Raw genomic sequence first — 23,485 nt, 5'->3', positions numbered from 1 at the left:
TCGGGCCGGCATTCGGAAGGTCGTTCACTTGGTCACCGGTGCTTGCAGGCCCGGATGTCGGGCGTAGAGGAGCTTCTGCTGAAGGATCGTCAGGCAGTTCGACGTAATCCAGTAGACCTGAAGACCGACGGCGAACGGCGCCATCACAAACATCAGCACCCATGGCAGCAGCTTGAAGACCTGCTTCTGCGTGTCGTCCATCGGCGTCGGGTTCAGCTTGAACTGGAAGTACATGCTGATGCCGAGAATGATCGGGACGATGCCGATCGCGATCATGTGTGGCGGGGTGAACGGCAGCAGACCGAAAAGGTTGAGCGGCGTCAGCGGGTCGGGCGCGGACAGATCCTTGATCCACGCGACGAACGGCTGGTGACGCATTTCAATCGTCAGCATCAGCACCTTGTACAGCGCGTACATGATCGGGATCTGCAGCAGCGTCGGCGCGCAACCCGCGAGCGGGTTGACCTTCTCGGCCTTGTACAGCGCCATGACCTCCTGCTGCATGCGGACCTTGTCGTCCTTGTACTTCTCCTGCAGCGCCTTGGTCTTGGGCTGGACAGCCCGCATTGCGGCCATCGACTTGAACTGGCGCTGTGCGATCGGGAAGAGCAGGCCGCGGATCGTCACCGTCAGCAGGATGATCGCGACGCCGAAATTACCGACCGTGCGGTACAGCCAGTCGAGATAATAGAAGATCGGTTTCTCGACGATCCGGAACCAGCCCCAGTCGATTGCATAATCGAGCTTGGCGACGCCGCCCGCCTGATCGGTATAGCGATCGAGCAGCCGGACCTCCTTCGCGCCCGCAAAGAAGCGCGACGTCTGGGTCACCGCCTGGCCGGGGGCGACGAGCTTGGGCTGCAGCGCATAGTCTGCCTGATAGGCCTTGTTGGCGCCCGCGCGGAACTGGCCGTCAAACGCCTGGCCCTGGTCGGGAACGAGCGCGGTCAGCCAGTATTTGTCGGTGAAGCCGAGCCAGCCGCCGGTGGTCGTGAACTTCTGCGGAGCCTCGTCGATGTCGTCATAGTTCGGCCGGTAATGCGCGCCGCCATTGTCGACCGACATCGGCCCGACATGGATCGTCATCGACGACGGATCCTTGGAGATGCCGACACGGTTGACGAGGCCATAGGTGGCAACGGGGACGGGCGCGGCGCCAGCGTTGAGCACGGTCTGGCGGACCGTGAACATGTAATCGCCGTCGACCGCGATCTGGATGCGGAAGCGCTGGCCCGTGGCGTTGGTCGCATCGAGCGTAACCGGAGTCGTGGGCGTCAGTGTCGTCGCGCCCGACGCGGTCCAGACGGCGTCAGCGGCAGGCGGAGCAAGCCCCTGCGCGCGCCAGCCGAAGCTCGCGAAATAGGCGTCGGGTGCACCGGCCGGTGAAAGCAGACGGATCGGCGGAGAATCCTTCGCGACGGTCTCGTCATAGCCCTTGAGAACGAGATCATCGATCCGCGCACCCTTCAGGTTGATCGAGCCGGACACCCGCGGGGTTTCGATACGGACGCGCGGCGTCTCGGCGATGACCGCGGCGCGATCGCGCACTGCGGCGGCACCATCGGCGGCCGGATCGGCGGCGGGGTTCGCGACGGGCTTGGTCTTGCCGCCTTCGATTTTCGTCACCGGTGGATTGGCCGTTGGGAAGAACTTGCCCTGGATCATCGGCCATCCGAACAGGATGAGCGCCGCGATAACCGCGAACAGCACGAAATTCTGCTTGTCGTCTTTCACAGGGCGGCGTCTTTCAATTTCTCAGGCTTCAGCTCTGGGACTGGGTCGGGTCCGTACCCGCCCCACGGATGGCAGCGCGCGATGCGCTTCGCCGCCAACCAGCCCCCCTTGCGCGCGCCATAGCGCCCAACGGCCTCGATTGCATAGGCGGAACAGGAAGGATCGTAGCGACAGCTCGACGGCAGGACCAGTGAAGGACCGAGTTGCCAGCCGCGCGCGACGAGGATGAGGATGCGGGCTAGCACGATGCGGCCGGGACCAGTGCACCCCAAAACTGTTTCCCCGCGAATGCGGGAATCCAGACTGGACTCCCGCGTTCGCGGGGGACCAAGAAGCGGGGCAAGATCGCGCCTTCGGCACCGCGCCACTCCAAACCGCGGACCACCCCGGCGTAGGCCGGGGCCCAGTTGGGGGAAGCTAGTGACGAGTGGCCGCGGTGCATTAAGTGGGCTTTCCCACCTGGGCCCCGGCCTTCGCCGGGGTGGTGGTATCCGCTAAAGCAGCCGCTGCTGCTGCTGGCGGCGTGACCTTGCGGAAAGCCTTGCCGAGCTCGGTTCGCAACAGCGCATAGTCGCGCTCGATGCCGCCATTGCGGCCGATCAGTACATGATCAGCGCCCGCGACACCGCGCTCCGCCAACAGCTCACGCGTCAAAGCCCGCAACCGCCGTTTCATGCGGTTACGGACAACGGCGTTGCCGATCTTCTTGGTGACGGTGAAGCCGATTCGCATCGTCTCGTCACCGTCATCGCGGGGGCGCATGAGCAGGACGAATCCCGGCATCGGTGCGCGCTTCCCCGAATTCGCCGCGAGAAAATCGCGGCGTTTCGACATGATCGTCAGGCCGGCATCGCCGGCCACGACGGTTAGGCCGACAGCTTCTTGCGACCGCGGGCGCGGCGGGCGTGGATCACTGCCCGGCCGCCGACCGTGGCCATCCGTGCGCGGAAGCCGTGACGGCGTGCACGTACCAGGTTGCTCGGCTGAAAGGTCCGCTTCATTGGTCATTCCCTAGGTCATCAAATAGAAAACGGCCGCCACGGGGACGGCCTTGATGGGTGGGCGCTTAGGCAAACTAGGGGGACAAGTCAATTCACCCGCTGCGTCTTCGCTGAATCGCCTCGCTGCGAAACCGCGGCGGCACGATCGCGCGCGTGCCGTCGCAACGCGCTGCGGCGGCGCATCATCCGGTCGACGAAATGGCCGCCCCGCGGCCAGCGGCGCTTGAGCCGGCCCCAGCGTCGCCGTGCCCGTGGCGAGTTGCGCAGCACCAGGACCATGCCGCCGGCGAACACGAAGACGCCCGCCGGTCCGGGCACCGGTGTCAGCAGGGGCGCGGTGAGGATCATCATCCCGCCGCACAGCAGCTGGACGAGACGATAGGTCGAGGAGCGGACGGCGTTCACGCGAGGCATTTGGGACCGGTGTGTTAGGTTGGCAAGACGGCACCGTGCCGCTCGCCATTGCCCAATGGTCAAATCCGGTATGAATAGGGCGTGACGGTGGCGATCCGCCATGACGAGCGACGCGGCGGGGGATTTTCATGGCGGCGATCGTGTCGACGGTGGCGTATCTCGGGCTGGAAGCGCGCGCCGTCGAAGTACAAGTTCAGCTGATTCCGGGACTTCCTGCGTTCAACCTCGTCGGGCTGGCGGACAAGGCGGTCGGCGAAAGCCGCGAGCGGGTCCGCGGCGCGATCGCGGGGATGGGGCTGGCATTGCCGCCGAAACGGATCGCGGTGAACCTGTCGCCGGCCGATCTGCCAAAAGAAGGATCGCATTTCGATCTTCCTTTCGCGCTCGCATTGCTGGCGGCGATGGGGGTGATCGATGCGGAAATGCTCGCCGATTATGTCGTCGTCGGCGAGCTCGGCCTCGATGCGCGGATCACCGCGTCGCCCGGTGTCCTGCTCGCCGCGCTGCATGCGTCGAACGAGGGTAAGGGGCTGATCTGCCCGGCCTCGCAAGGATCGGAAGCGGCCTGGGCCGGGTCGATCGAGGTGGTCGCCGCCCCCGACCTGCTCGCGCTGATCAACCATTTCAAAGGCCATGGCCTGCTGCGCGCGCCCCAGCCTGGCGAGGTCGATGTCGCGCCGGCCGGGCCTGACCTTGCGCAGGTTCGCGGGCAGGAGACCGCCAAGCGTGCGCTGGAGGTCGCTGCGGCGGGTGGGCATAATCTATTGATGTGTGGTCCGCCGGGGTCGGGCAAATCGCTGATGGCGGCGTGCCTGCCGGGGATCCTGCCGCCGCTCGACCCCGCCGAGGCGCTCGAAGTGTCGATGGTCCAGTCGGTCGCGGGCATGCTGTCGGGGGGGCGGCTGACCCGGACCCGGCCGTTCCGCAGCCCGCATCACTCGGCGTCGATGGCCGCGCTGACCGGGGGAGGCCTGAAGGTGAAGCCCGGGGAGGTTAGTCTGGCGCATCTGGGTGTGCTGTTCCTCGACGAATTGCCCGAATTCCAGCGGGCGGTGCTCGATTCGCTGCGCCAGCCGCTCGAGACGGGAACGATCAGCGTCGCGCGCGCCAATGCGCATGTGACCTTCCCCGCGCGCGTCCAACTGATCGCGGCGATGAATCCGTGTCGTTGCGGTCATCTCGGCGATGCCGGCCTTGCCTGTGCGCGGGCACCGCGCTGCGCCGCGGACTATCAGGCCAGGGTGTCCGGGCCGCTGCTCGACCGAATCGACCTGCACATCGACGTGGCAGCGGTCACGGCGGCGGATCTCGTCCTGCCCCAGGCCGGCGAGGGATCGGCAGCGGTGGCAGTGCGAGTGGCCGCCGCCCGCAGGGTGCAGACGGAGCGCTATCGTGATCATCCCGTGCGGACGAATGCCGAGGCGGACGGTCCGTTGCTCGAATCGGTCGCTACCCCCGATCCGCCAGGACAGCGTCTGCTCGTGCAGGCGGCGGAGGCGATGCGGCTGACCGCGCGGGGTTATACCCGGATACTGCGCGTCGCGCGGACGATCGCGGATCTGGCCGGCGCCGATCACGTAGCGCGTATCCATGTCGCCGAAGCGCTGAGCTATCGCCGCCGTCCGCCAACCAATTGACGCATGTTTTCACGTCTACAAGATACTTGATCTATGATAATAAGCTAGTACTACTCACTCTGTTAATTGTTGTAGATTAACAATGACCTCACCGAGTTTGGAGTGAGGTGGCGTCGCGCCGGTCCTTATGCCCGTCCGGCCCCGATAGAGCGCGGTAAGGAGCGACAGTGACATTTATCGACCCCGCCCCATTCCGGGCTGCAGCCCGCGCTCCAGCAGACGCGATCGCACCAGTCGAGACGGCGACCCGTGTGACGTGCGGTGCCTGTGGCACCGGCAGCGTGCTCCCGTTCGATTTCACGATGGCGTTCCAGCCGATCGTCAACATCGCGACGGAGCGGGTCTGGGCCTATGAAGCGCTGGTTCGCGGCACCGACGGTGCGGGCGCGGGGGCGATCCTCGACAGGGTGTCGGGGGACATGATCTACGGGTTCGATCAGGCTTGCCGTGTGCGCGCGGTGGAGATGGCTGGCGCGCTGTTCACGCCGGGCGAGGACGTGAAGCTGTCGATCAATTTCATGCCGAACGCGGTCTATGAACCCAATGCCTGTATCCGGGCGACGCTAGGGGCCGCGGCGCGGGTCGGCTTCGACAAGCGCAACCTGATGTTCGAATTCACCGAGAACGAGCGCATGCGCGACGTGCCGCATGTACGGCGGATCATCGAGGCGTACCGTGCGCAAGGGTTCGTGACCGCGATCGACGATTTCGGCGCGGGCTATGCGGGGCTGGGGCTGCTCGCCGAACTTAATCCCGATGTCATCAAAATCGACATGGCACTGGTCCGCGGGATCGACGGGTCCGCCGTGAAGCGGTCGATCGTCGCCGCGGTCATCGCGTTGTGCGACGAACTTGGCATCATCCCGATCGCCGAGGGGATCGAGACTTCGGGCGAACTGGCGGCGTTGCGCGCGCTCGGGGTACGGTTGTGCCAGGGCTACCTGATCGCGCGTCCCGCGATTGCGCGCCTTCCGGTCCCCTTCGCGGACGCCGCAGAGGTGGTCCACGCCTGACGGTCCGGTGCGGCCCGGGCGCGGTACCGGGCTGCGCCGATCCGCGTCGCCGCGGCGATGTCGTGACCGCCGGCGGAACGTCGCTGCGCACGGCGGGTTTAGCCGGCGTAACGATCAATATGATCCAGGGGGATTTGCGGTGACCATCTCGGATGTCCGTGCGACGCAACTCGCACGTCTTGGGTTCGCCGCGCGCGGGCTGGTTTATTGCCTAGTGGCCTGGTTTGCGGTCGATGCCGCAATGCGCGGCGGGACGATCGCCGACAATCAGGGTGCGATTGGATCGCTAGCGGACGAGCAGCTCGGTGCCGTCCTGCTGGCCGTCATTGCCGCGGGTCTGCTCGGCTATGCGGTGTGGCGGCTGACCGAAGCGATCGCCGATCCGGAGCAGATCATGCGCGACGCGAAGGGCGCCCTGACCCGGATCGGGCACGTCGTCAGCGGGATCGCCCACCTCATCCTTGCCTGGAGTGCGGCACGTCTCGCCTGGCAACCAAGGACGGGCGGTGGCGGGCAGTCCCCGGGTGACGAGAGCGCCCGCGACTGGACAGGCTGGCTGCTTTCGGTGCCGTTCGGCCGCGTGCTGGTTGCCGTAGTCGCAATCGGTATCCTCACCGCGGCTGTGATGCAGGCGAAGAAGGCTTGGAAGGGCGATTTCGTCAAGGACCTGCACAATGACGGCTCGCTGCCTTCCTATGTCTGCACGATGGGGCGGCTGGGCTATAGCGCGCGCGCGGTCGTCTTCACCATAATTGCCGGCTTCTTCGCGGTCGCGGCATGGAATGCGCATGCCACCGAAGCCGGCGGCATGGCCGACGCGCTGGCGATGCTGCAGGACCAACCGGGGGGCAAATGGCTGTTGGCCGCGACGGGCGTCGGGCTGGGACTGTTCGGCGTCTACAGCTTTGTCGAAGCGCGCTTTCGCCGCGTTCAGGTTCGTCTGCCTGGTTGAACGTCGCAGCCTAAGGCACGGGAATAGCGCGCGATCTCATTCGGTCGCTTGTGCGTGCGACGCATCTTAGGCAGGTTGAGCCGATGAAACGCCTCCTGCCGCTGCTGCTGCTCACCGTCTCGGCCACCACCGCCGCCATCGCCGCTGATCCACGGCCGCCCATCCTGTCGCCGGACCGGATCAAGGCGGACGTCAAGACACTGAGCGCGGATGCGTTTCACGGGCGCGGACCCACCCAGGCGGGCGAGGCGGTCACGCTCGAATTCCTCGAGCAACGCTTCAAGCAACTCGGGTTGCAGCCCATTGTCGGCGCCAGCTATCGGCAGCGTGTGCCCCTGCTGCGCTGGACCCGCGATGCCGCAACCCTCACGCTGCAACTCGGCAACCAGTCGGTGCCATTACGACCGGGGATCGAGATCGCGGCATCGTCGCGGATCGTCGGCACGACCGCGCTCGACCATGCCGATATCGTCTTTGTCGGCTATGGCGTGGTCGAGCCGACGCTCGGCTATGATCCGTATCGCGGGGTCGATGTGCGCGGCAAGATCGTCGTCGCCTTGGCCGGCGATCCCGATGTCGAGGCGGGGCGGGACCTGGGATTTGGCGGACGCGCCTCGAGCCCAGCCGCACGGACCAAGCTGAACGAGGCGCAGAAGCGCGGCGCGGCGGCGTTCCTGACGATCCACGAGACGTTTCCGGCAAGCTATCCCTGGCTGCAGATCGCGAACGGCGACGCGGTACCGGGCTATGCGCTCGACACGGGGACGGTGCCTGCGGCATTCGGAGTGCGCGGCAATCTGCGCAACGACATCGGGATCCGCCTGCTGGGGCAGGCGGGCATGGATTATGCCACGGCAAAGGCTGCCGCACAGCGCGCAGACTTTGCCGCGATCACGTTGAAGGGGGCGACCCTGTCGGCGCGCGTCGAAACGCGGATGGAACATGTCGCGAGCCACAATGTCGTCGGCGTTCTTCCGGGCACCGATCCCGCGGCGGGCAGCATTCTCTATGGCGCGCATTGGGATGCCTATGGGGAGAACGCGTTCGATCCGCCCGCGGACCGGATCCGCAACGGTGCGATCGACAACGGGACCGGCACCGCGACGCTGCTCGAGATCGCGCACGCCTATGCGGGCGCCGCCCGGCCGCGGCGTTCGGTCGTGTTCGCGCTGTGGACTGCGGAAGAAAAGGGGCTGCTTGGTGCAAGCTGGTACGCCGACCATCCGGTCCTGCCGCTCGCGATGACCGCAGCACAGTTCAGTCTCGACCCGCATGTCGTGCTGGGGCGAACCCGCGATCTCGAACTGATCGGCGTCGGGCGAACGCCGATGGAGCGTGACCTCACGCGGGTTGCGGCGGCGCAGGGGCTGCGGATCGTGCCCGAGGAGAATACCGAGGCGGGCTGGTATTACCGCTCGGACCATTACGCGCTGGCGCAGAAGGGCGTGCCGGGGGTGTATTTCCGCGCGGGCCGCGATCTGGTGACGGGCGGGACGAAGGCAGGCGAGGCGATGCGCGATCGGTTCAACGCACGATGCTATCACCAGACCTGCGACGAGTTCGACGCGCGCTGGGACATGACTGGCGCCGCGCAGGAGGGTAGCGTCGCCTATGCGCTGGGCCGCGAGGTCGCCGAGGGGACGGCATGGCCAGTCTGGAACGCGTCCGAGCCGTTCGCGGCGGAGCGCGACGCGACTCGGGCGGCGCGCAAATGACGGGCACGGCCGCGCCCAGGCCGAAGGGGGCGTTGGGCCCTGCGATATTCGGCGAGGCGGCGGGAAATATCGCGTCGTCCGGGCTTTATTCAGGCTAGGGCGATATTGCCCGTGCGACGCAGGACGCGATCGCTATAGGGACGCTATGCAAAGCCTTTCAAAGACAAAGACGAACGCCCCCTGGTTCGGCACGATGCTGAGCGGTGCCGCGGTGGTGGCCCTGTTGCTCCCGGTCGACGCCGTTTCGGCCCGAGCGGCGCAGGAGCAGCTGGTGCCGCCGCAACTGTTCCAGACCCAGCCGCAAAGGCCCGTCGCCCCATCGAACCCGCCGGCCGTCCAGCCTGCGCTTCCGGCGCAGGCGATGACGCCGCGCATGGCGGTGCCGCCAGTGGTTCCTACCGTTCGCATGCCGGTGCTGTCCGTTGCCCAGGTCAAGCAGCTGCAGAAGCTGCTTGCGTCGGACACGATGGGGCAGGGGCTCGCGTTCGCGCGGCCGTCGCTCGTACTCGACGTCGACAATGACACATTGGTCCGCGAAGCGCTCGACCATGCCCGCGCCGTCCATGCCGGGCGCTTGTCCGAAGCCGACTTCCAGCGGGACTGGGGCATGCGCCCGCCGGCCTTCGATCCGCTGCCGGGCTTTGCCGATGCGGTGAAGCGTGACCGGATCGCCGCGTGGTTCGCTGCGTTGCCGCCACCCTATTCAGGGTATGACGGGCTCAAGGCCGGGCTCGAGCGCTATCGCGCGATCGCTGCGGCGGGCGGTTGGTCCATGCTGGCGAGTGGCCCGGATATGACGATCGGCGCGACGGGCCCGCGTGTGACTGCGCTCCGCCAGCGGCTTGCGGTCGAGGACAAGGACGTATCGACTGGTGGTGACCGGTTCGACGCTGCGCTGCTCGAGGGGGTACGTCGCGCGCAGCGGCGCTACGGGCTCAATCCGAGCGGGATCGTGTCGGGGCAGACGCTGGGTGCGCTGAACGTCTCGGCGACCGATCGCGTCCGCCAGATCATGGCGAACATGGAACGCTGGCGCTGGCTGCCGCAGGAACTGCCCAAGGATCGCATTCAGGTGAATATTGCCGCCGCGGTCCTGACGGTATTCGACGGCGACCGGCCGATCACGTCGATGCGCGCGGTCACCGGGCGACCGGGTGACGAGACGCCGATGCTGACCTCGACGATTCACAGCGTCGTGATCAATCCGCCCTGGAACGTCCCGACCTCGATCGCGACACGCGAGCTCTGGCCGAAGGAAAAGGCCAATCCGGGATACCTGAAGCGCAACGGCTTCAAGGTGATCGGCGGCACGCGGCTGCAGCAGGCCGCTGGTACGCAGAGCGCGCTGGGGCGGTACAAGTTCGATTTCGACAATCCCTATTCGGTGTATCTGCACGACACCCCGTCACGCGCGAAGTTTGCGAGCTTCAGCCGTCTGGCGAGCCATGGGTGCGTCCGGCTCGAAAAGCCCGCCGAGCTTGCCAACCTCCTGCTGGCGGGTGATCCGCAATGGACCCCCGAGACGGTCGCGGCGACGGTCGATAAGGGCGCGACGGTGCGGGCGCGGCTTAGCAAGCCCGTATCGGTCTATCTCCTCTATTGGACGGCATTCGCCAGTGGTAACGGCCAGATGAACTTCCGCGCGGATCCCTATAGCTGGGATTCGACACTGGCCTCCAAGATCGAGGCACGGTCGGCGGCGCAGGCGATGGCAGCACGATGAGGGACATGACCATGATGACCAAGGCATATGCGATCCGCTTCGCGCTCGGCGCGAGCCTGTTGGCGACCGCGCTCGGCGGCTGTTCCCCGTCGGAGCCGGACACCGCACCCGTGACAGAAAACAGCGCGTATGAGGAAGAGGCCCCCGCCGAAGCCGAGGCGCCGGCGGTGGTCGAGGAAGCGCCTGCGCCCGCCCCTGCGGAGGTCAAGGCCGAAGCCCCTCCCGCTCCGGAAATCGCGCCGGACGTTCAGATGCAGGACGATGCCGATGCGACGGGCATGACTGCGCGCGTCCGCCGCGATGGCAGCAGCGCGAGCGAACCCACCGATGACGTGCCCGCCACGAACGAGATGGAGCCGCAGTGAGGCCGATGCCGACCGGCGCCTATCAGCGCCGTATCCCGGCAGTGCTGGCGGCGCTGGCCACGCTGGTTCTGCCCATGTCGTCTGCGGTATCGACGGCGTCGCCCGCCGGGGTGGCGAGCCGCGCCGCGCCGGTGCCGCTGGCCGCGATTCCCGGGACGGCAATGGCGGTTCCGGCTTTGGCTGAACCCGTGCTCGCCGCGCCATCGCCCGCGGCGGCGCGGACCGTGTCGGCCATCCTGATCGACGCGCGCGACGGCCGGGTATTATATGCGCAAGGGGCCAATCTGGTCCGTCGACCCGCGTCGCTGACCAAGATGATGACGCTGTTCCTCGCGTTCGACGCGCTCGACGCGAACAAGCTGCAGCTGTCCGACACCGTCAAATTCTCACGCGCTGCGGCAAACCAGCCGCCGTCACGGCTCGGTCTGCGACCCGGTGCCGGGCTGACCGTCGGCGAAGCGATCCGGGCGATCGCGGTGAGTTCGGCCAATGACGTGGCGGTGGCACTTTCCGAAAAACTGGGTGGCAGCGAAGCCGGCTTCGCGCGGCGGATGACCGCAAAGGCGCGGACGCTCGGCATGCGGCGGACGTCGTTCACCAACGTCACTGGATTGCCCGGCGCCAATCTCACGACCGCCACCGACATGGCCATGTTGTCCAAGGCGCTGATCGACCAGCATGCGGATCGCTATGCCTATTTCAGCACCCGGTCGTTTCGCTGGGCGGGACGGCAGTTGCAGAACCATAATCACATGCTCGGCGCCTTCGACGGGCTCGACGGCATCAAGACGGGCTATACGGTCGAGGCCGGGTTCAATCTGGCGGCATCGGCCAAGCGCGGCAACCGCCGACTGATCGCCGTCGTCCTGGGCGAGCGAACCGCACGCTCACGCGATCGGCTGGTCGCGCAGATTCTCGAGCGCGGGTTCAACGGCGGCGAGGGCGCCCCGAGCTAATCTGTTGCGGCTCAAGCCAGGGCACCCCGTACGCCACGGTGCACGGGGTGCCTGATTGGCGCGGGGGCGTCAGGTGCGTTCGATCAACTCGATCTCGGCCTCGACCTCGATCTCTTCATCCTCGTCGCCGCCGTGCGTGCCGTCATCCTCTGGGATGATCAGGTCGACGGTCCAGTCATAGACCTTCTCGCGGTTTTCGCCCTGCACCCAGACGCGCACAGCGCCCTTGGTGATTTCTCCACCCATCTGCCCAACAAAGTCGGAGATGAGCGTCTCGGCGGCATCCTCGTGATCGGTCGCGCCGGAGATGCACGCGGACTGCATCTCCTCTTCGAAGTCGATCAACTGTGCCCAATATTGTTTCGCCATGTGTCGGTCCTCTTCGTGGGGCGCTGCGTGCGCCGGGTCAGCGTGCGATACCGCCCGCCGGGGTCGAGACCGGAGCGATTTGCCCCGACGCGGGCAGCAAGGCCAGCGCCGTCTTGTAGCAATCCTCGATATGCGCGTTGCCGACCAGCTTCATCGCGCCGAAGCTGATCGTGGCGGCGAAGGCAGAACCGACGAACGGTACATATTTGGCAAGTGATCCCGCCGCGACCCGCGCACCGACGCGCCGCAGCAGCGCGGCGACCACCCGTTTGGTGACCATGCGGCCGATCACGTTGTTACCCATGCTCGACGCCATCACCAGCACCTGCTGCGCGAGATGCGGCTCGAGCTTTTGCACCTGTTCGTGATCGAGCTGGAACATTTCGCTGATCTTCGGCAGCAGGGTCGTCAACAGGCCGACATCGGCGACCAGGTCGACGCCCGGAATCGGAACGACCGCGGCGCCCGCCGACATCAAGGATCGCCGGGTGACAAGCGACCGGCTTTCGGCGCGGACCCGCTCCAGATCTTCGAGCCGTGTAATCATCGATGTCGATCTTTCCAAATGGTTGAATTGCGGCGCGATACCACAGGCTTTGCAACTGCGCGACGTGGCTTGTTCGGGGCCGGCTGCAGGCTGCCGTGCCGGGCCGGTGCGGAGATATAACCAACTTGGCATATTCAATTGACCGGCTGGGGTGGATGTCGGACTATAGGATCGCATTTGGGGCCGTCGGCACGCACGACTGACGGGGCGGCGCGCGAAGTCACATCGATGCGCGCCTCGACGTTCCGGGGAGGGAGCAAGCCGTGGATTTCTCGGATTTCGAGCCGCATGCCGGTGGCGGGGTGACTGCGGAGGAACGCGCGGTGCGGCTCGGCCCAAGCCTGTCGGGCACCAATCTCGAACGGGCCGGCGACTATAACCAGCGCGTCGTGCTCCAGGTCATCCGTCGAAATCCGGACATCACACGGACCGAGATCGCGACGATGACCAACCTCACCGCGCCGACGATCGCGAATATCACCGGGCGCCTGTTCGAGGCCGATCTCATCGTCGATGCCGGGCGCCGCAAGGGCGGACGCGGCCAGCCGGCGGTGCGGTTGCGGATCAACCCCGATGGATGCTTCGCGATCGGGCTGAACATCGACCGTGATAACGTCACGCTCGTATCGCTCGATCTGGCGGGGCAGGTCCGGTCCCGGTTCACACAGCAGATCGCGTTCGCGATGCCCGACGACATCATTGGTATCGTCGGCAAGGAGATCGCGGAGATCCGGCGATCGGACGTGCTGCGCGCCGATCGCATCCTCGGCGTCGGCGTGGCACTGCCCGACGATCTGGGGCAGGTGGCGTTGCCGCATCGTCCGGCGGGCTATGAATGCTGGGGTGCTGTCGACCTCCAGGCGCTGCTCGCCGGTGTCGTTCCCTGGTCGGTCCATATCGATAATGACGCGGCGGCGGCGGCGATCGGCGAGGCGCAGTTCGGTGGCGGGCTCGACCATGCGAGCTTCTTCTACATTCTGGTCAGCGCAGGGCTTGGGGGCGGGGTCGTCATCGACGGATCCTATTATCGCGGCGCCGACGCCCGCAGCGGGGAGCTCGGCTTTCTGCCGCTGGCGGGCATGCCGGGACAGGTGCTTCAGGACGTGGTGTCCTTGTCCGCACTTGCCGCGCGGCTCGAACAGGCGGGCCTGACCACGCCGTTCGACCCGGCGCTGGAGCTTGCCGAGCAGTTCGGCAGCACATTGAGTGCATGGGTCGACGAGTGCGCGAGCGCCCTCGTGCCTGCGCTGACCGCCGTCAACTGCCTGATCAACCCGGCCGCGGTGCTGATCGGCGGACGTCTCCCCGACTTGGTGCTCGACCGACTGGCGTCGGAAACGACGCGCAAGCTGATCGCGGCGGCGCCGACGATCCCGGCGCGTGCACCGATCCGGCGCGCCACACTGTCGCGCGATGCGCCCGCCGTGGGCGCTGCGATCCTGCCGTTTCTCGACCGGATCCTGCCGTCGGACGCCATCCTGATTAAGGGCTGATTGTTAAAGCAAATTGACTTTATATTTCTCGCGGGCAGGGTGCCTCCAAACCAAAGTCAGAGAGAGATGCAGTGATCCAGATCGGTATCGATGTCGGCGGCACGAAGATCGAGGCAGCGGCCCTTGACGCCGACGGCCAGTTCCTCGCCCGCGTGCGCAGCCCGAACCCGGGAAATTACGACGACGCCATCGGGACGATCGGCGAGCTGATCGCTCGCGCCGAGAGCGAGGCGGGCGCCATGGGCTCGATCGGGGTCGGTACGCCCGGATCGATCAGTCCGCGCGACGGGCTGATGCGCAACTCGAACGCCACCTTCCTCAACGGCCGCGCCTTTCGCGAGGATCTGGAGACTGCGCTCGGCCGTCAGGTCCGGATGGCCAATGACGCGAATTGCATGGCGCTGTCCGAGGCGGTCGACGGGGCGGCAGCGGGGGCGCGGTCCGCCTTTGCGGTGATCGTCGGGACCGGCGTCGGAGGCGGACTGGTCGTCGACGGGCACATCGTCGAGGGCGCGAACGGCATGGGCGGCGAATGGGGCCATGTTCCGCTTCCATGGATGACCGCGGCGGAATATCCCGGTCCGTCCTGCTGGTGCGGACAAAGCGGGTGCCTCGACATGCTGATATCGGGGACCGGTTTCCGGCAGGAGCATGCCGCCCGGTCCGGGCAGATGCTCGACGGCGCCGCGATCGTCGAGGCCGCGCGACACGGCGAAGCCGACGCGGTCGCATCGCTCGACACCTATGTCGATCGGCTCGGACGCGCGCTGGCGATGATCGCCAATATCGTCGACCCGGACGTCTTCGTGTTCGGCGGCGGCATGTCGAATGTCGAGGCGATCTACGCCCGGCTTCCCGCGGTGATCGATCGCTACAGCTTCGGTGGCGACTGGAAGGGGCAGGTGGTGCCGGCCCGTTGGGGTGATTCCTCGGGCGTGCGCGGCGCAGCGCGGTTGTGGCCGCGCTGAGCCTCCTGCGTCGGAGCCCGCGAGGCGCCTAGCCGGCTGACCGGCGGTGCGCCGTCATCCGGCTAGGGTGCGGTTAAATAGAGCGATGACCGCGTTCAGCGTCTGGGTGAACAGGGCGGGATCATAGCGTGGTCCCTCGTCACGCAGAAACGCGTGCTGGCCGTTGACCTCGAGCCAGCCATAATTGGCGCCGACCGCCTCCAGCCGTGCGCGGATCGTCTCGCGCGCGGCAAACGGGACATGCGGGTCCTGCCGCCCCCAGATGAACAGCGTTTCCGCCTTCAGCTCCTCCATGCGCGCCAGACTGTCATCCTGCTTGCCTTCACCCAGCGTGCCGCTGTGGATGTCGGTCGCGTAAAAGCACGCCGCTGCTGAGACGCGGGGATCGAGTGCGGCGCGGTAGGCAAGATGTCCCCCCAGGCAGACGCCCATCGTCGCGAGCCGCCCGGTACAGGCGGGGTGCATGGCGAGGCCGTCGAGCGCCGCGACCGCATCCGCGTCGAAGGCGTGAACCGGTTTCGTGACCTTCAGCGCGTTGCCGCGATCGGTGCCGGCCACGTCGTAGCGCAGCACCGTCCCGGGTCGCTCATACTCATGATAGACCTCGGGCACCGCGACACAGAAGCCGTGGCCGGCGACATAGGCGGCGAGTCGGCGGATCGGATCCGTGACCTGGTAGATTTCCGAGAACAGTAGAACGCCGGGATAGCGTCCCTCGACCGCGGGGCGGAACAGGTGCGTGCGCATGACGCCGCCTGGTGACGGCATGGCATCATCCGAAGGAGTGCCGCTGGCGATGCGAGGGATATCGATGAATTCGTCGCTGCGGATGATCATGGGGTAGGGGGCTGTCCTGCGGGGGAATGGGGGATGGTCAGCACGCTCTGTGCGCCGACCGGATCGGCGCTTCTGACGTCGAAGCTGCCACCGAGCTGTCGCGCTAGCGTGGTGGCGATCTTCAGACCGAGGCTCGTCGAGCCGCGCATATCGAATCCCTCGGGCAATCCGGCGCCGTCGTCGGTCACGCAGAGTTGCAACCCCGTGGTGGTCTGGACGAGATCGACCCGGATGCTGCCATGATCGCGTCCCACCAGCCCATGCTCGATCGCGTTGGCGATCGCCTCCGCCATGATCAGCGCAACGGGGATCAGCGCGTCAGGGGGGAGCATGACGCCGGGCGGTGCGGAAACGGAGTGGACGATACCGGGATTGCCGCCCGCCTCGATCACGTCGGCAGTCAGTTGGTGGAGGAACTGGTCGAGCGCGATCAGCGATCCGCTGGTATCGTAGAGCTGCCGCTGGATCCGGCCGATCAGCGTGATCTTGGTCGCCGCATTGTCGAGCGCGAGAGCCGCGGCGGGGTCGGCGATACCGCGCTTCTGCAACGCCAGGACGGCCCCGATCATCTGGAGATTATTCGATACGCGGTGCTGCAATTCGCGGAACAGCACTTCGGTCCGATCAGCCAGCAGCCCGCTGCGCAGCGCAAGGTCGGCGTTGCGTTCGCGCTCGTCGCGCAGCCGGTGATTGGCCTGCTGCATCCAGTGGACCAGCGCGATGTCGACGGCAGCTACTGCGGCATAGAAGAGCAGTGCTACCGCGGTATCGACGCCGAGTGTGAACCCTTGGCGTGGCGCGATGAAATAATACCAGGCCAGCACACCGCACAACAGTGCAGCCGCTGAACCGGGACCGCGCCCGAGCAGGAAGGACGAGATGATGACCGCCGGGAAGAAGGTCAGGAACGGAAAACCGGGCGGCAGCAGGTGATCGACGCCGATCCGGATCGCGCAGGCGGCGATGGAGAGGGCGACCGCAACGCCGTACGCGATGGCGCGGCGATCCCATAGCAGCGGCAGACGTTCGAGGAAACGGAGTGGGGTGGCGGTCACACGGGTGTCGTAACAGCGTAGCCCGCCGCTTCCAAATCTTGGATGCGACGGGCGACACTCTGCGCGGCGATCAACGGGGTTTGACGAACTTGAGCGTCATCCGGTCGCTTTCGCCGATCGCGGTATAGCGCGCGCGGCCAACATCGCCCTCGGCGTAATTGGGCGGCAGGGTCCACACGCCCTTGGGATAGTCATGCGTATCCTTCGGGTTCGCATTGACCGCACTCTCGCCTGCCAGCTTGAATCCTGCCTTGGTGGCATAGGCGATAACCGACGACCGCTTCATATAGCCGCTCTTGCCTTCCTCGATCTTGCCCGACGCTTCGGGCAGATGGTGTTCGACAAGGCCAAGCGTGCCGCCGGGCTTCAGCATCGCGAACATCTGGTCGAACGCGGCCTGGGTCTGATCGGCGGCCCCGAACCGCCAGTTGTGCACGTTGCGGAAGGTCAGCACGACGTCCGCCGAGCCTGCGGGAACGGTCGGCTGGCCGGCGACTGCCGGGAACATGGCATAGCGCAGCGCGCGATAGGCTTCGGGCATCGCCTGCCGCTTGGCCCGGACAGCTGCGAGACCCTTCTCGGTCGGCGCGGCGGCATAAAGCGTGCCGCGGGCCGCGAGATAGGGCGCAAGGATCTCTGTATACCAGCCGCCGCTGGGCCAGATCTCGACGACCGTGTCACCAGGCTTCACACCGAAAAACGCGAGCGTCTGAGCGGGATGGCGGAAGGCGTCACGCGCGATCGTCGCGGGCGTTCGCGTCCCGGCTTTGGTTGCCGCGACCAGGGCGGCGCTCGGCGCGGGATCGGGTGCGGCATATGCCGCTGTGGCGGCCGACAGACCGGCAGCGATAACCAAGGCAAGGCGCGTCATAGGACCTCCAGTCAGAAGCCAGCAACATAGCGCCCTAATCTGACGGGCCGCAACCCGCCTACAGTCTCGGTCTCCCCTGACCATTTGCGAGAGCTCGCAGCGGCCAGCAGATAAGGTTTGAAGTAAAGATGCGCCGGGCCGACGAGACTTTCGCCGGCCCGGCCTCGGCATCAGTCCGCGCGGGGCTGAGCCGGCGTGAACCCGCCATCCTCGTCCATCACGCGCAGAATGCCGTCGTCGATCGCAAACACCGCGCCGCGGATCTCGAGATCGCCGGCAGCCTCTGCATCGCGGACGAACGGGAAGGTCCGCAGATTTTCAATCGACGTCCGAACGGCAGCCTGCTCCATCGCCTCGCGAGCCTCTTCAGACTTCAGATCGGCATGATCCTTGGCGACGGACTCGCGTGCGCCGTCGAGCAGATGCACCCAGTCACTGATGAAGCCACCCTGGCCGCGCTCTGCCTTGTCGAACGTGCCTGCGAGCGCCGCCTTGCAGCCGCCGCACTGGCCATGGCCGAGTACGACGATCTCGCCGACCTTGAGCTGCGTGACCGCAAATTCCACCGCGGCAGAAACGCCGTGATAGCCGCCACCCGTCTCGAACGGCGGAACAAGGTTGGCGACATTGCGGACGACGAACATCTCACCAGGCAACGTGTCGAAGATCTGCGCGGGTTCGACCCGGCTGTCCGAACAGGCGATCACCATGACGCGCGGTTCCTGTCCGACTTTCAATTTCTCCCAACGGTCATGCTGGCGGCGCCAGTCAGACGTCCGAAACCGCTGGTATCCATCTACAAGATCGGCAAAATCAGTCATTGTGTATCGTCTCCCGGGATACGGCCAAAACGGCCAATTTCAGAAACCCCTTGTCATGCGAGCGGTTCCCCGGGAAGCCCGCAACACTGCCGATCCTGCGATAGGGCGAGCGATCTGCCCCGCGAGTGGCGCAGGTGCGGGGGAATCGTAGGCACGCCCCCCACACGGATGAATTGCGCGACCATGGGGTTGATCAGGCCCTATGCCATGGGCAGGGGCTCCGGCGCCATAGACAGTGCGCTGCCGCGCGCAGCATCTCGCAACGCGGATGTTCCGCGCTCGCCTGATCAGCGCTTACGCTAGGGGTGGTAGCGCGATCCGCTGTGCGCGAACCGCATGGCTCGTTGAACACCCCAAATATCCTACTTTGGTATGGAATGTTGCCCTTATTTGCAGTTCGCCAGCGAATACTACTCGAGCCTAAGTGAGTATTCGATCCGCTGCGGTCGGCCCTGGCGTCGGCTTCCGGGGTCATGATGCGCTAGCGCCTGTCAGTAAGCGCGGGTAAGTCCCTCGAAAGGCGAAAGAATGTGCCGTTGATCCGCGCCTCACACCATCTTTGGAGGCGTGGAGTATATGGGCGGATTGATGCGCTGACGCGTCTTGCCTTGTCGAACGGATTCGGCCCGGGTCTCGCTGATGTCAGGTCCGCAGCCACGGGGCAATCGCCGGACTGAAATGCGTCCCTCCCAGAATTGGTAATAAAAAGGTAATTTTCGCATTAGATTCGGAAAATGAATTTGATATAGGTAGCGACGCCTAGACATCGACCTGGCTACCAAAAGAATACCGGGCGATTCGCGGGATTTACGGGTGCAGGCATGGGCTGCATCGGGATGGCGCGATGGCGCCTATGAAAAGGGGCTTTGACCAATGGTTTTTCCTAAGCAGATGTTGCTCGCATCCACCGGCGTGGTCGCCAGCGCGATCGCCGGGCTGATCGCGCCTGCGGGTGCACAGACCGCGCCGTCGTCGGCCCCGCCAGCCGCCGCCGAGCAGCCCGCATCCGCGCAGACACCCCCCACGCAGGCCGCCCCCTCGGGAGACGCGGACAGCGACATCGTCGTCACCGGTATCCGCGGCAGCCTGCGCAGCGCGATCGCGGTCAAGCGCGAGGCCAATGCCGTGGTCGACGTGATTAGCGCCGAAGCGATCGGCAAGTTTCCCGACCGCAACGTCGCTGAATCGCTGTCGCACATCCCGGGCGTGAGCATCGATCGGCGCTTCGGCGAGGGCGAGAAGGTCGCCATCCTTGGTACCGATCCCGCGCTGAACCGGATGCTGCTCGACGGTCATGCGCTCGCGTCGGCGGATTGGGGCGGCAACGACAATGACCCGTCGAGCCGCACCTTCAACTATTCGTTGCTCGCGCCCGAACTCGTCGACCGGCTGGAGGTGTACAAGTCGCCCGAGCCGCGGATCGAGGAGGGTAGCCTTGGCGGCACCGTCATCGTCCGCACCCGCCGGCCGCTCGAGCTCAAGGCCAATTCGATTTTCGCGTCGGGCGGCTATTCGTACAACGACCGTTCGGACAAGGGCAATGTCCGCGGCTCGGGGCTGTACAGCTGGAAAAACGATGCGGAGACGTTCGGTGTGTTGGTCGCCGCGACCTATGACAAGCAGAGCCTGACGCGCGCCGGCGTGGAATTCTTCGGCTATGACAATGCCGCGGCGAATGCGGACGGCACCTATAACAGCCCGTTCGTCAACCGCGCGCAGGACGGCACGCTCAGCCTGAAGAGCCCGGGTGCGACCATCACCGGCGGAACAATTGCGGATCTCTACAAGGCCGCTTCGCCGTTCGGCATCAACTATGCCTATTTCCAGCAGACGCGCGAGCGCAAGAGCGTGTCCGGCACCGTGCAGTACCGCCCCAGCTCGGAGCTGACGCTGACGCTCAACGGCCTGCACATCAACGGCAATTACGACAATTACAGCCAGTCGATGTACACCATTCCCGGGGCCTGGACGGGTAACGTGCTGCAGTCGGCCAATATCAGCAACGGGGTCGTCAACGCCGCGACCTTCGGTGCTGCCACGAGCCAGAGCGCGCAGCTCGACACGCTCGTCCGCAAGACCAAGCTGACCACCGATAATCTGAACCTGTTCGCGGATTGGGAAGGCGATGACGGCGCCAAGGTGTCGTTCGCGGGTGGCTGGAGCCGGGCGAGGGGCGGGCGCAATCCCGAATATCTGTTCAACGTGCAGACCAGACTGCCGTTCAGCTATGCCTTCACCAACGATACGGCGACGGTCAACTTCACCGGCGACCCGACCAACCCTGCAAACTACTTCACCAACCCGAACAACAATCCCGCACAGATCGAGGGCAGCCCGGTGCTGGTCGGCGGCACGCAGTTGAACGCCGCGCAGATCGGCGGACTCGATTATAGCGTGACGACCGATCGCGACATCTTCGGCGGCTATGATGCGACGATCCCGGTTTCGTTCGGGCCGTTCACGCAGCTGATGCTCGGCGCGCGCGTCACCGACCATGTCAACCGCATCGACGGCCGCGGCATCAACACCTATCTCACCACGTCCCAGCTCGCATCGCAGCTCAACGTGCCGACTGCGTCGACCCCGGACGGCACATTCAGCGGCAGCGGCGGGTTGGGCAACGCGACTCAGTATCTGAACCTGTCCGAACAGTCGGTGATCGACATCCTGGCGAATGCGATCAATTCGCCGCTGATCCGCAAGATCGGCGCGTCGACCCGGGTCAAGGAAACCGTCGCGGCGAGCTATGCGCAGCTCAATTTCGAGCAGAGCGGCTTTCGCGGCAATATCGGCGGCCGGCTGGTCTATACCAAGGACGTGTCGGACTATGCGCTGACGCTGTCGACCGCGGCCAACCCCAACCCCGTGCCGACCCCGACGACGACATCGACCGACTATTTGAAGTTCCTGCCGAGCTTCAATATCGCCTATGAGGCGAGTTCGTCGCTCATCTTCCGCGGTGCGGTCGCCAAGGTGATCTCGCGGCCACGCTATCAGGATCTGGCGGCATCGATCTCGCAAAACGATACGACGCGCGATGCGGGTGGCGGCAATCCCAATCTGAAGCCGTATGAGTCGACCAATTACGAGCTGACCGCGGAATTCTACCCGCGTCCGGGCAGCCTGCTCGCGGTCGAGGCCTTCCGTCGCGACATCAGCAACTACATCATCACGACCCGGACCGAGGGGGTGACGCTGTTCAATTCGCTGACCGGGCGGCTGGAGAACAATTACAGCGTTTCGCAGCCGATCAACGGCGGCAAGGCGAAGGTGAACGGGATCCTCGTTTCCGGGCAGAGCGAGATCTGGGGCGGGTTCGGGCTCCAGGCGAATTATACCTATCAGGACAGCACGACCTCCTCGACCGACGCGTCGGGCGCCGATCTCAACCTTCCCTATCTGTCGAAGCACACCGTCAACGTGATCCCCTATTTCGAAAGCGGACCGTTCCAGGCGCGGTTGAGCTACAATTACCGGACGAAGTATTTCCGCACGATTGGCCGTCTCGGCTCGCGCGAAATGGTCGCCGCGTATAACCAGCTCGATCTGTCGGCAGGGTTCAACCTGACCAAGCAGGTCACGCTGTCGCTCAACGCGCAGAACCTGCTCGACGAGACCTATCGCCAGTATAACGCGACGCCCGATCGGCCCACGGCCTTCTACAAGAACGGGCGGACCTATGTCGCGTCGCTGTCCTTCCGGCTGTAGGTCTGGCGGCCGTTAAATAGGCCGCGTCTAGTCTCGCTCGCCCGGAGACCGCCTGTCTGCAGACGGCTCTGTGGCGAGCGGGCGTTAATGGCTTAACGGGGTGGCGTGGCACGCTGGAGCGGTAACGCCGCCTTAGCTGGACGTCTATGAAGAAGCAGACCACCACCCGGGCCGCTGTTCAGCCAAGGGCCGCACTATCACGAGGTACCGGGCTGCTTGGACAGTTGGAGATAGGCGGGGGCGAACGCGGCCAAATCGACCAGCGCCGGCCAGTCGTGGATCGTCAGGCGTCGGGCCTCGAGCGACAGCAAGCCGTCACGGCGCAGCTCTTGAAGCGCACGATTGGTGTGGATGGACGTCAGCGCACAGGCATCCCCCAGATGGAACTGGGTCAACGGCAGCGCACAGCTGCCGTCCTGTACGAGCCCAACCCGGTCCATTCGCAGATATAGCTCGCACAACAGATGTGCGATTCGCTGTTTGGCACTGCGTTGCCCGACATTGAGCGTCCAGGCGCGCTGGATCGCGGCGGCGGTCAGCGATTCCCACCACAGGGCCTGCGTCAGGGGCGGATGGTCGATCGCAAGCCCGGCCAGCATCGGGGCATCGACCACCGCGACGCGTGCAGGGGTGATCGCGGCGATCGTTTGGTCCATCCCCGCCAGCAGGAAGACGTCGAAATCACAGACATCGCCCGGAAGATAAAAGGCGACGATCCGGCGGCGCCCATCGGCGAGCAACGTGTAGCGGCACGCCCAACCGTCAAGCAGGACATGGATCCCGCTTGGACGCGTTCCCCGGTCGAGCAACACCGTCCGTCCGGAAATTGGCCCGGCTTTGGCTGCAAGCAACGTGTTAAGCGCGACCTCCTCGGCAGCCGACAGGGGGTGCCGGTCGCGCAGCTTCCGGACGAGCTTGTCCGCCGCGGGACTCCGCGTCGCAAAAGACGCGCGTGGGCCTGAGGTGCTGCCGGGGCGATGTTCGGATAAGACGCTGGTCATCAAGTAGGAACGAGAACGCCTCTGAGGGGGATGACCGAGGAAGTGTGTGATGCGCTCGGCTCACCGTTCGAATCGCTCGACTTATGGAATATCCTGATCCCGCTCAGTGGCAACGCACTTGGATCGCGTCGTTCCTGCGGCCGGGCTCGTACAATATCGCCGGCCGGACCCTGTTCCGCGCCGTTGGGGGCGCAGAACGCGCCAGGGCGCAAAAATTGCCATAAAAGTGAAATTTGCATTTGACGGGGTTGGGGAGTGGGCCTAGAGGGGTGTCACCGCAGCGAACGGCCACACGGTCTGGTTGC

The 23,485-nt window shown here is 65.6% G+C and carries 22 protein-coding genes; 10 read left to right on the top strand and 12 right to left on the bottom strand.

What is annotated here, in order from left to right:
• Positions 1–24: 24 nt before the first annotated feature.
• From yidC to FHY04_RS09080, 5 genes are all read right to left on the bottom strand, one after another.
• Positions 25–1,734, bottom strand: coding sequence for a membrane protein insertase YidC (gene yidC, locus FHY04_RS09100; RefSeq protein ID WP_183936213.1), 1,710 nt, complete (start codon positions 1,732–1,734; stop codon positions 25–27).
• On the bottom strand, positions 1,731–1,979 hold the full coding sequence (yidD, locus tag FHY04_RS09095) for a membrane protein insertion efficiency factor YidD (protein ID WP_159512503.1): 249 nt from the start codon (positions 1,977–1,979) through the stop codon (positions 1,731–1,733). Before yidD ends, yidC begins: the two co-directional genes overlap by 4 nt.
• A 196-nt stretch (positions 1,980–2,175) precedes the next feature.
• Positions 2,176–2,595, bottom strand: coding sequence for a ribonuclease P protein component (gene rnpA / locus FHY04_RS09090; RefSeq protein WP_409349156.1), 420 nt, complete (start codon positions 2,593–2,595; stop codon positions 2,176–2,178).
• Positions 2,596–2,600: 5 nt separating this feature from the next.
• The gene (gene rpmH / locus FHY04_RS09085) at positions 2,601–2,735 is read right to left on the bottom strand and encodes a 50S ribosomal protein L34 (protein ID WP_031393806.1); all 135 of its coding nucleotides are present in this window, start codon (positions 2,733–2,735) and stop codon (positions 2,601–2,603) included.
• An 87-nt stretch (positions 2,736–2,822) separates the two neighbouring features.
• Positions 2,823–3,140: a hypothetical protein gene (locus FHY04_RS09080; RefSeq protein WP_311724300.1), complete on the bottom strand. Its 318-nt coding sequence runs from the start codon at positions 3,138–3,140 to the stop codon at positions 2,823–2,825.
• A 137-nt stretch (positions 3,141–3,277) separates the two neighbouring features.
• On the opposite strand from FHY04_RS09080, the gene FHY04_RS09075 reads away from it, so the two are divergent.
• The 7 genes from FHY04_RS09075 to FHY04_RS09045 all read left to right on the top strand — a co-directional run bounded on the left by FHY04_RS09075 (position 3,278) and on the right by FHY04_RS09045 (position 11,510).
• A complete protein-coding gene (locus FHY04_RS09075) occupies positions 3,278–4,786 on the top strand; it encodes a YifB family Mg chelatase-like AAA ATPase (protein WP_183936211.1) in 1,509 nt (502 codons plus the stop codon).
• 167 nt (positions 4,787–4,953) lie between these two features.
• Entirely contained in the window at positions 4,954–5,799 is an 846-nt protein-coding gene (locus FHY04_RS09070; RefSeq protein ID WP_311724298.1) for an EAL domain-containing protein, read from the top strand.
• A gap of 139 nt (positions 5,800–5,938) precedes the next feature.
• Positions 5,939–6,751, top strand: a complete 813-nt coding sequence (locus FHY04_RS09065) for a DUF1206 domain-containing protein (RefSeq protein ID WP_183936210.1) — start codon at positions 5,939–5,941, stop codon at positions 6,749–6,751.
• 83 nt (positions 6,752–6,834) lie between these two features.
• Positions 6,835–8,466, top strand: coding sequence for a M28 family peptidase (locus FHY04_RS09060; protein ID WP_183936209.1), 1,632 nt, complete (start codon positions 6,835–6,837; stop codon positions 8,464–8,466).
• Positions 8,467–8,611: 145 nt separating this feature from the next.
• Complete coding sequence (locus tag FHY04_RS09055; protein WP_260171427.1) at positions 8,612–10,189, top strand: murein L,D-transpeptidase; 1,578 nt, start codon at positions 8,612–8,614, stop codon at positions 10,187–10,189.
• 11 nt (positions 10,190–10,200) lie between these two features.
• Entirely contained in the window at positions 10,201–10,554 is a 354-nt protein-coding gene (locus FHY04_RS09050; protein ID WP_183936208.1) for a hypothetical protein, read from the top strand.
• Between the two features lie 5 nt (positions 10,555–10,559).
• Positions 10,560–11,510 carry a D-alanyl-D-alanine carboxypeptidase family protein gene (locus FHY04_RS09045; RefSeq protein WP_244649069.1) on the top strand — a complete coding sequence of 317 codons (951 nt, stop codon included), beginning with the start codon at positions 10,560–10,562 and terminating at the stop codon, positions 11,508–11,510.
• A gap of 69 nt (positions 11,511–11,579) precedes the next feature.
• Here the strand turns inward: FHY04_RS09045 and FHY04_RS09040 are convergent, their stop codons facing one another.
• On the bottom strand, positions 11,580–11,879 hold the full coding sequence (locus FHY04_RS09040) for a hypothetical protein (RefSeq protein ID WP_056675025.1): 300 nt from the start codon (positions 11,877–11,879) through the stop codon (positions 11,580–11,582).
• A gap of 37 nt (positions 11,880–11,916) precedes the next feature.
• Positions 11,917–12,426 carry a DUF697 domain-containing protein gene (locus tag FHY04_RS09035; RefSeq protein ID WP_052149412.1) on the bottom strand — a complete coding sequence of 170 codons (510 nt, stop codon included), beginning with the start codon at positions 12,424–12,426 and terminating at the stop codon, positions 11,917–11,919.
• Positions 12,427–12,689: 263 nt separating this feature from the next.
• On the opposite strand from FHY04_RS09035, the gene FHY04_RS09030 reads away from it, so the two are divergent.
• Together FHY04_RS09030 and FHY04_RS09025 are read left to right on the top strand one after the other, a co-directional pair.
• Complete coding sequence (locus FHY04_RS09030; RefSeq protein WP_183936207.1) at positions 12,690–13,919, top strand: ROK family transcriptional regulator; 1,230 nt, start codon at positions 12,690–12,692, stop codon at positions 13,917–13,919.
• Positions 13,920–13,990: 71 nt separating this feature from the next.
• Positions 13,991–14,887, top strand: a complete 897-nt coding sequence (locus tag FHY04_RS09025; protein ID WP_183936206.1) for an ROK family protein — start codon at positions 13,991–13,993, stop codon at positions 14,885–14,887.
• 54 nt (positions 14,888–14,941) lie between these two features.
• Here FHY04_RS09025 and FHY04_RS09020 read toward each other — a convergent pair whose 3' ends face one another.
• The 4 genes from FHY04_RS09020 to FHY04_RS09005 form a co-directional block, all read right to left on the bottom strand.
• Positions 14,942–15,634 (bottom strand): dienelactone hydrolase family protein, encoded by a 693-nt coding sequence (locus FHY04_RS09020; protein WP_260171426.1) that lies wholly within the window; start codon positions 15,632–15,634, stop codon positions 14,942–14,944.
• An 86-nt stretch (positions 15,635–15,720) separates the two neighbouring features.
• Complete coding sequence (locus FHY04_RS09015; RefSeq protein WP_183936204.1) at positions 15,721–16,779, bottom strand: sensor histidine kinase; 1,059 nt, start codon at positions 16,777–16,779, stop codon at positions 15,721–15,723.
• Between the two features lie 70 nt (positions 16,780–16,849).
• Positions 16,850–17,650, bottom strand: coding sequence for a class I SAM-dependent methyltransferase (locus tag FHY04_RS09010; RefSeq protein ID WP_183936203.1), 801 nt, complete (start codon positions 17,648–17,650; stop codon positions 16,850–16,852).
• 170 nt (positions 17,651–17,820) lie between these two features.
• Complete coding sequence (locus tag FHY04_RS09005) at positions 17,821–18,471, bottom strand: carbonic anhydrase (RefSeq protein ID WP_031394264.1); 651 nt, start codon at positions 18,469–18,471, stop codon at positions 17,821–17,823.
• Positions 18,472–19,344: 873 nt separating this feature from the next.
• On the opposite strand from FHY04_RS09005, the gene FHY04_RS09000 reads away from it, so the two are divergent.
• The gene (locus FHY04_RS09000) at positions 19,345–22,179 is read left to right on the top strand and encodes a TonB-dependent receptor (RefSeq protein WP_260171425.1); all 2,835 of its coding nucleotides are present in this window, start codon (positions 19,345–19,347) and stop codon (positions 22,177–22,179) included.
• A 197-nt stretch (positions 22,180–22,376) separates the two neighbouring features.
• Here the strand turns inward: FHY04_RS09000 and FHY04_RS08995 are convergent, their stop codons facing one another.
• Positions 22,377–23,180, bottom strand: coding sequence for a Crp/Fnr family transcriptional regulator (locus tag FHY04_RS08995; protein ID WP_183936202.1), 804 nt, complete (start codon positions 23,178–23,180; stop codon positions 22,377–22,379).
• Between the last annotated feature and the right edge of the window lie 305 nt (positions 23,181–23,485).

The sequence above is a fragment of the Sphingomonas sp. BK481 genome, from assembly GCF_014194875.1.
Lineage (GTDB): Bacteria > Pseudomonadota > Alphaproteobacteria > Sphingomonadales > Sphingomonadaceae > Sphingomonas > Sphingomonas aerolata.
This window is presented reverse-complemented; position numbering and strand designations above follow the sequence as displayed.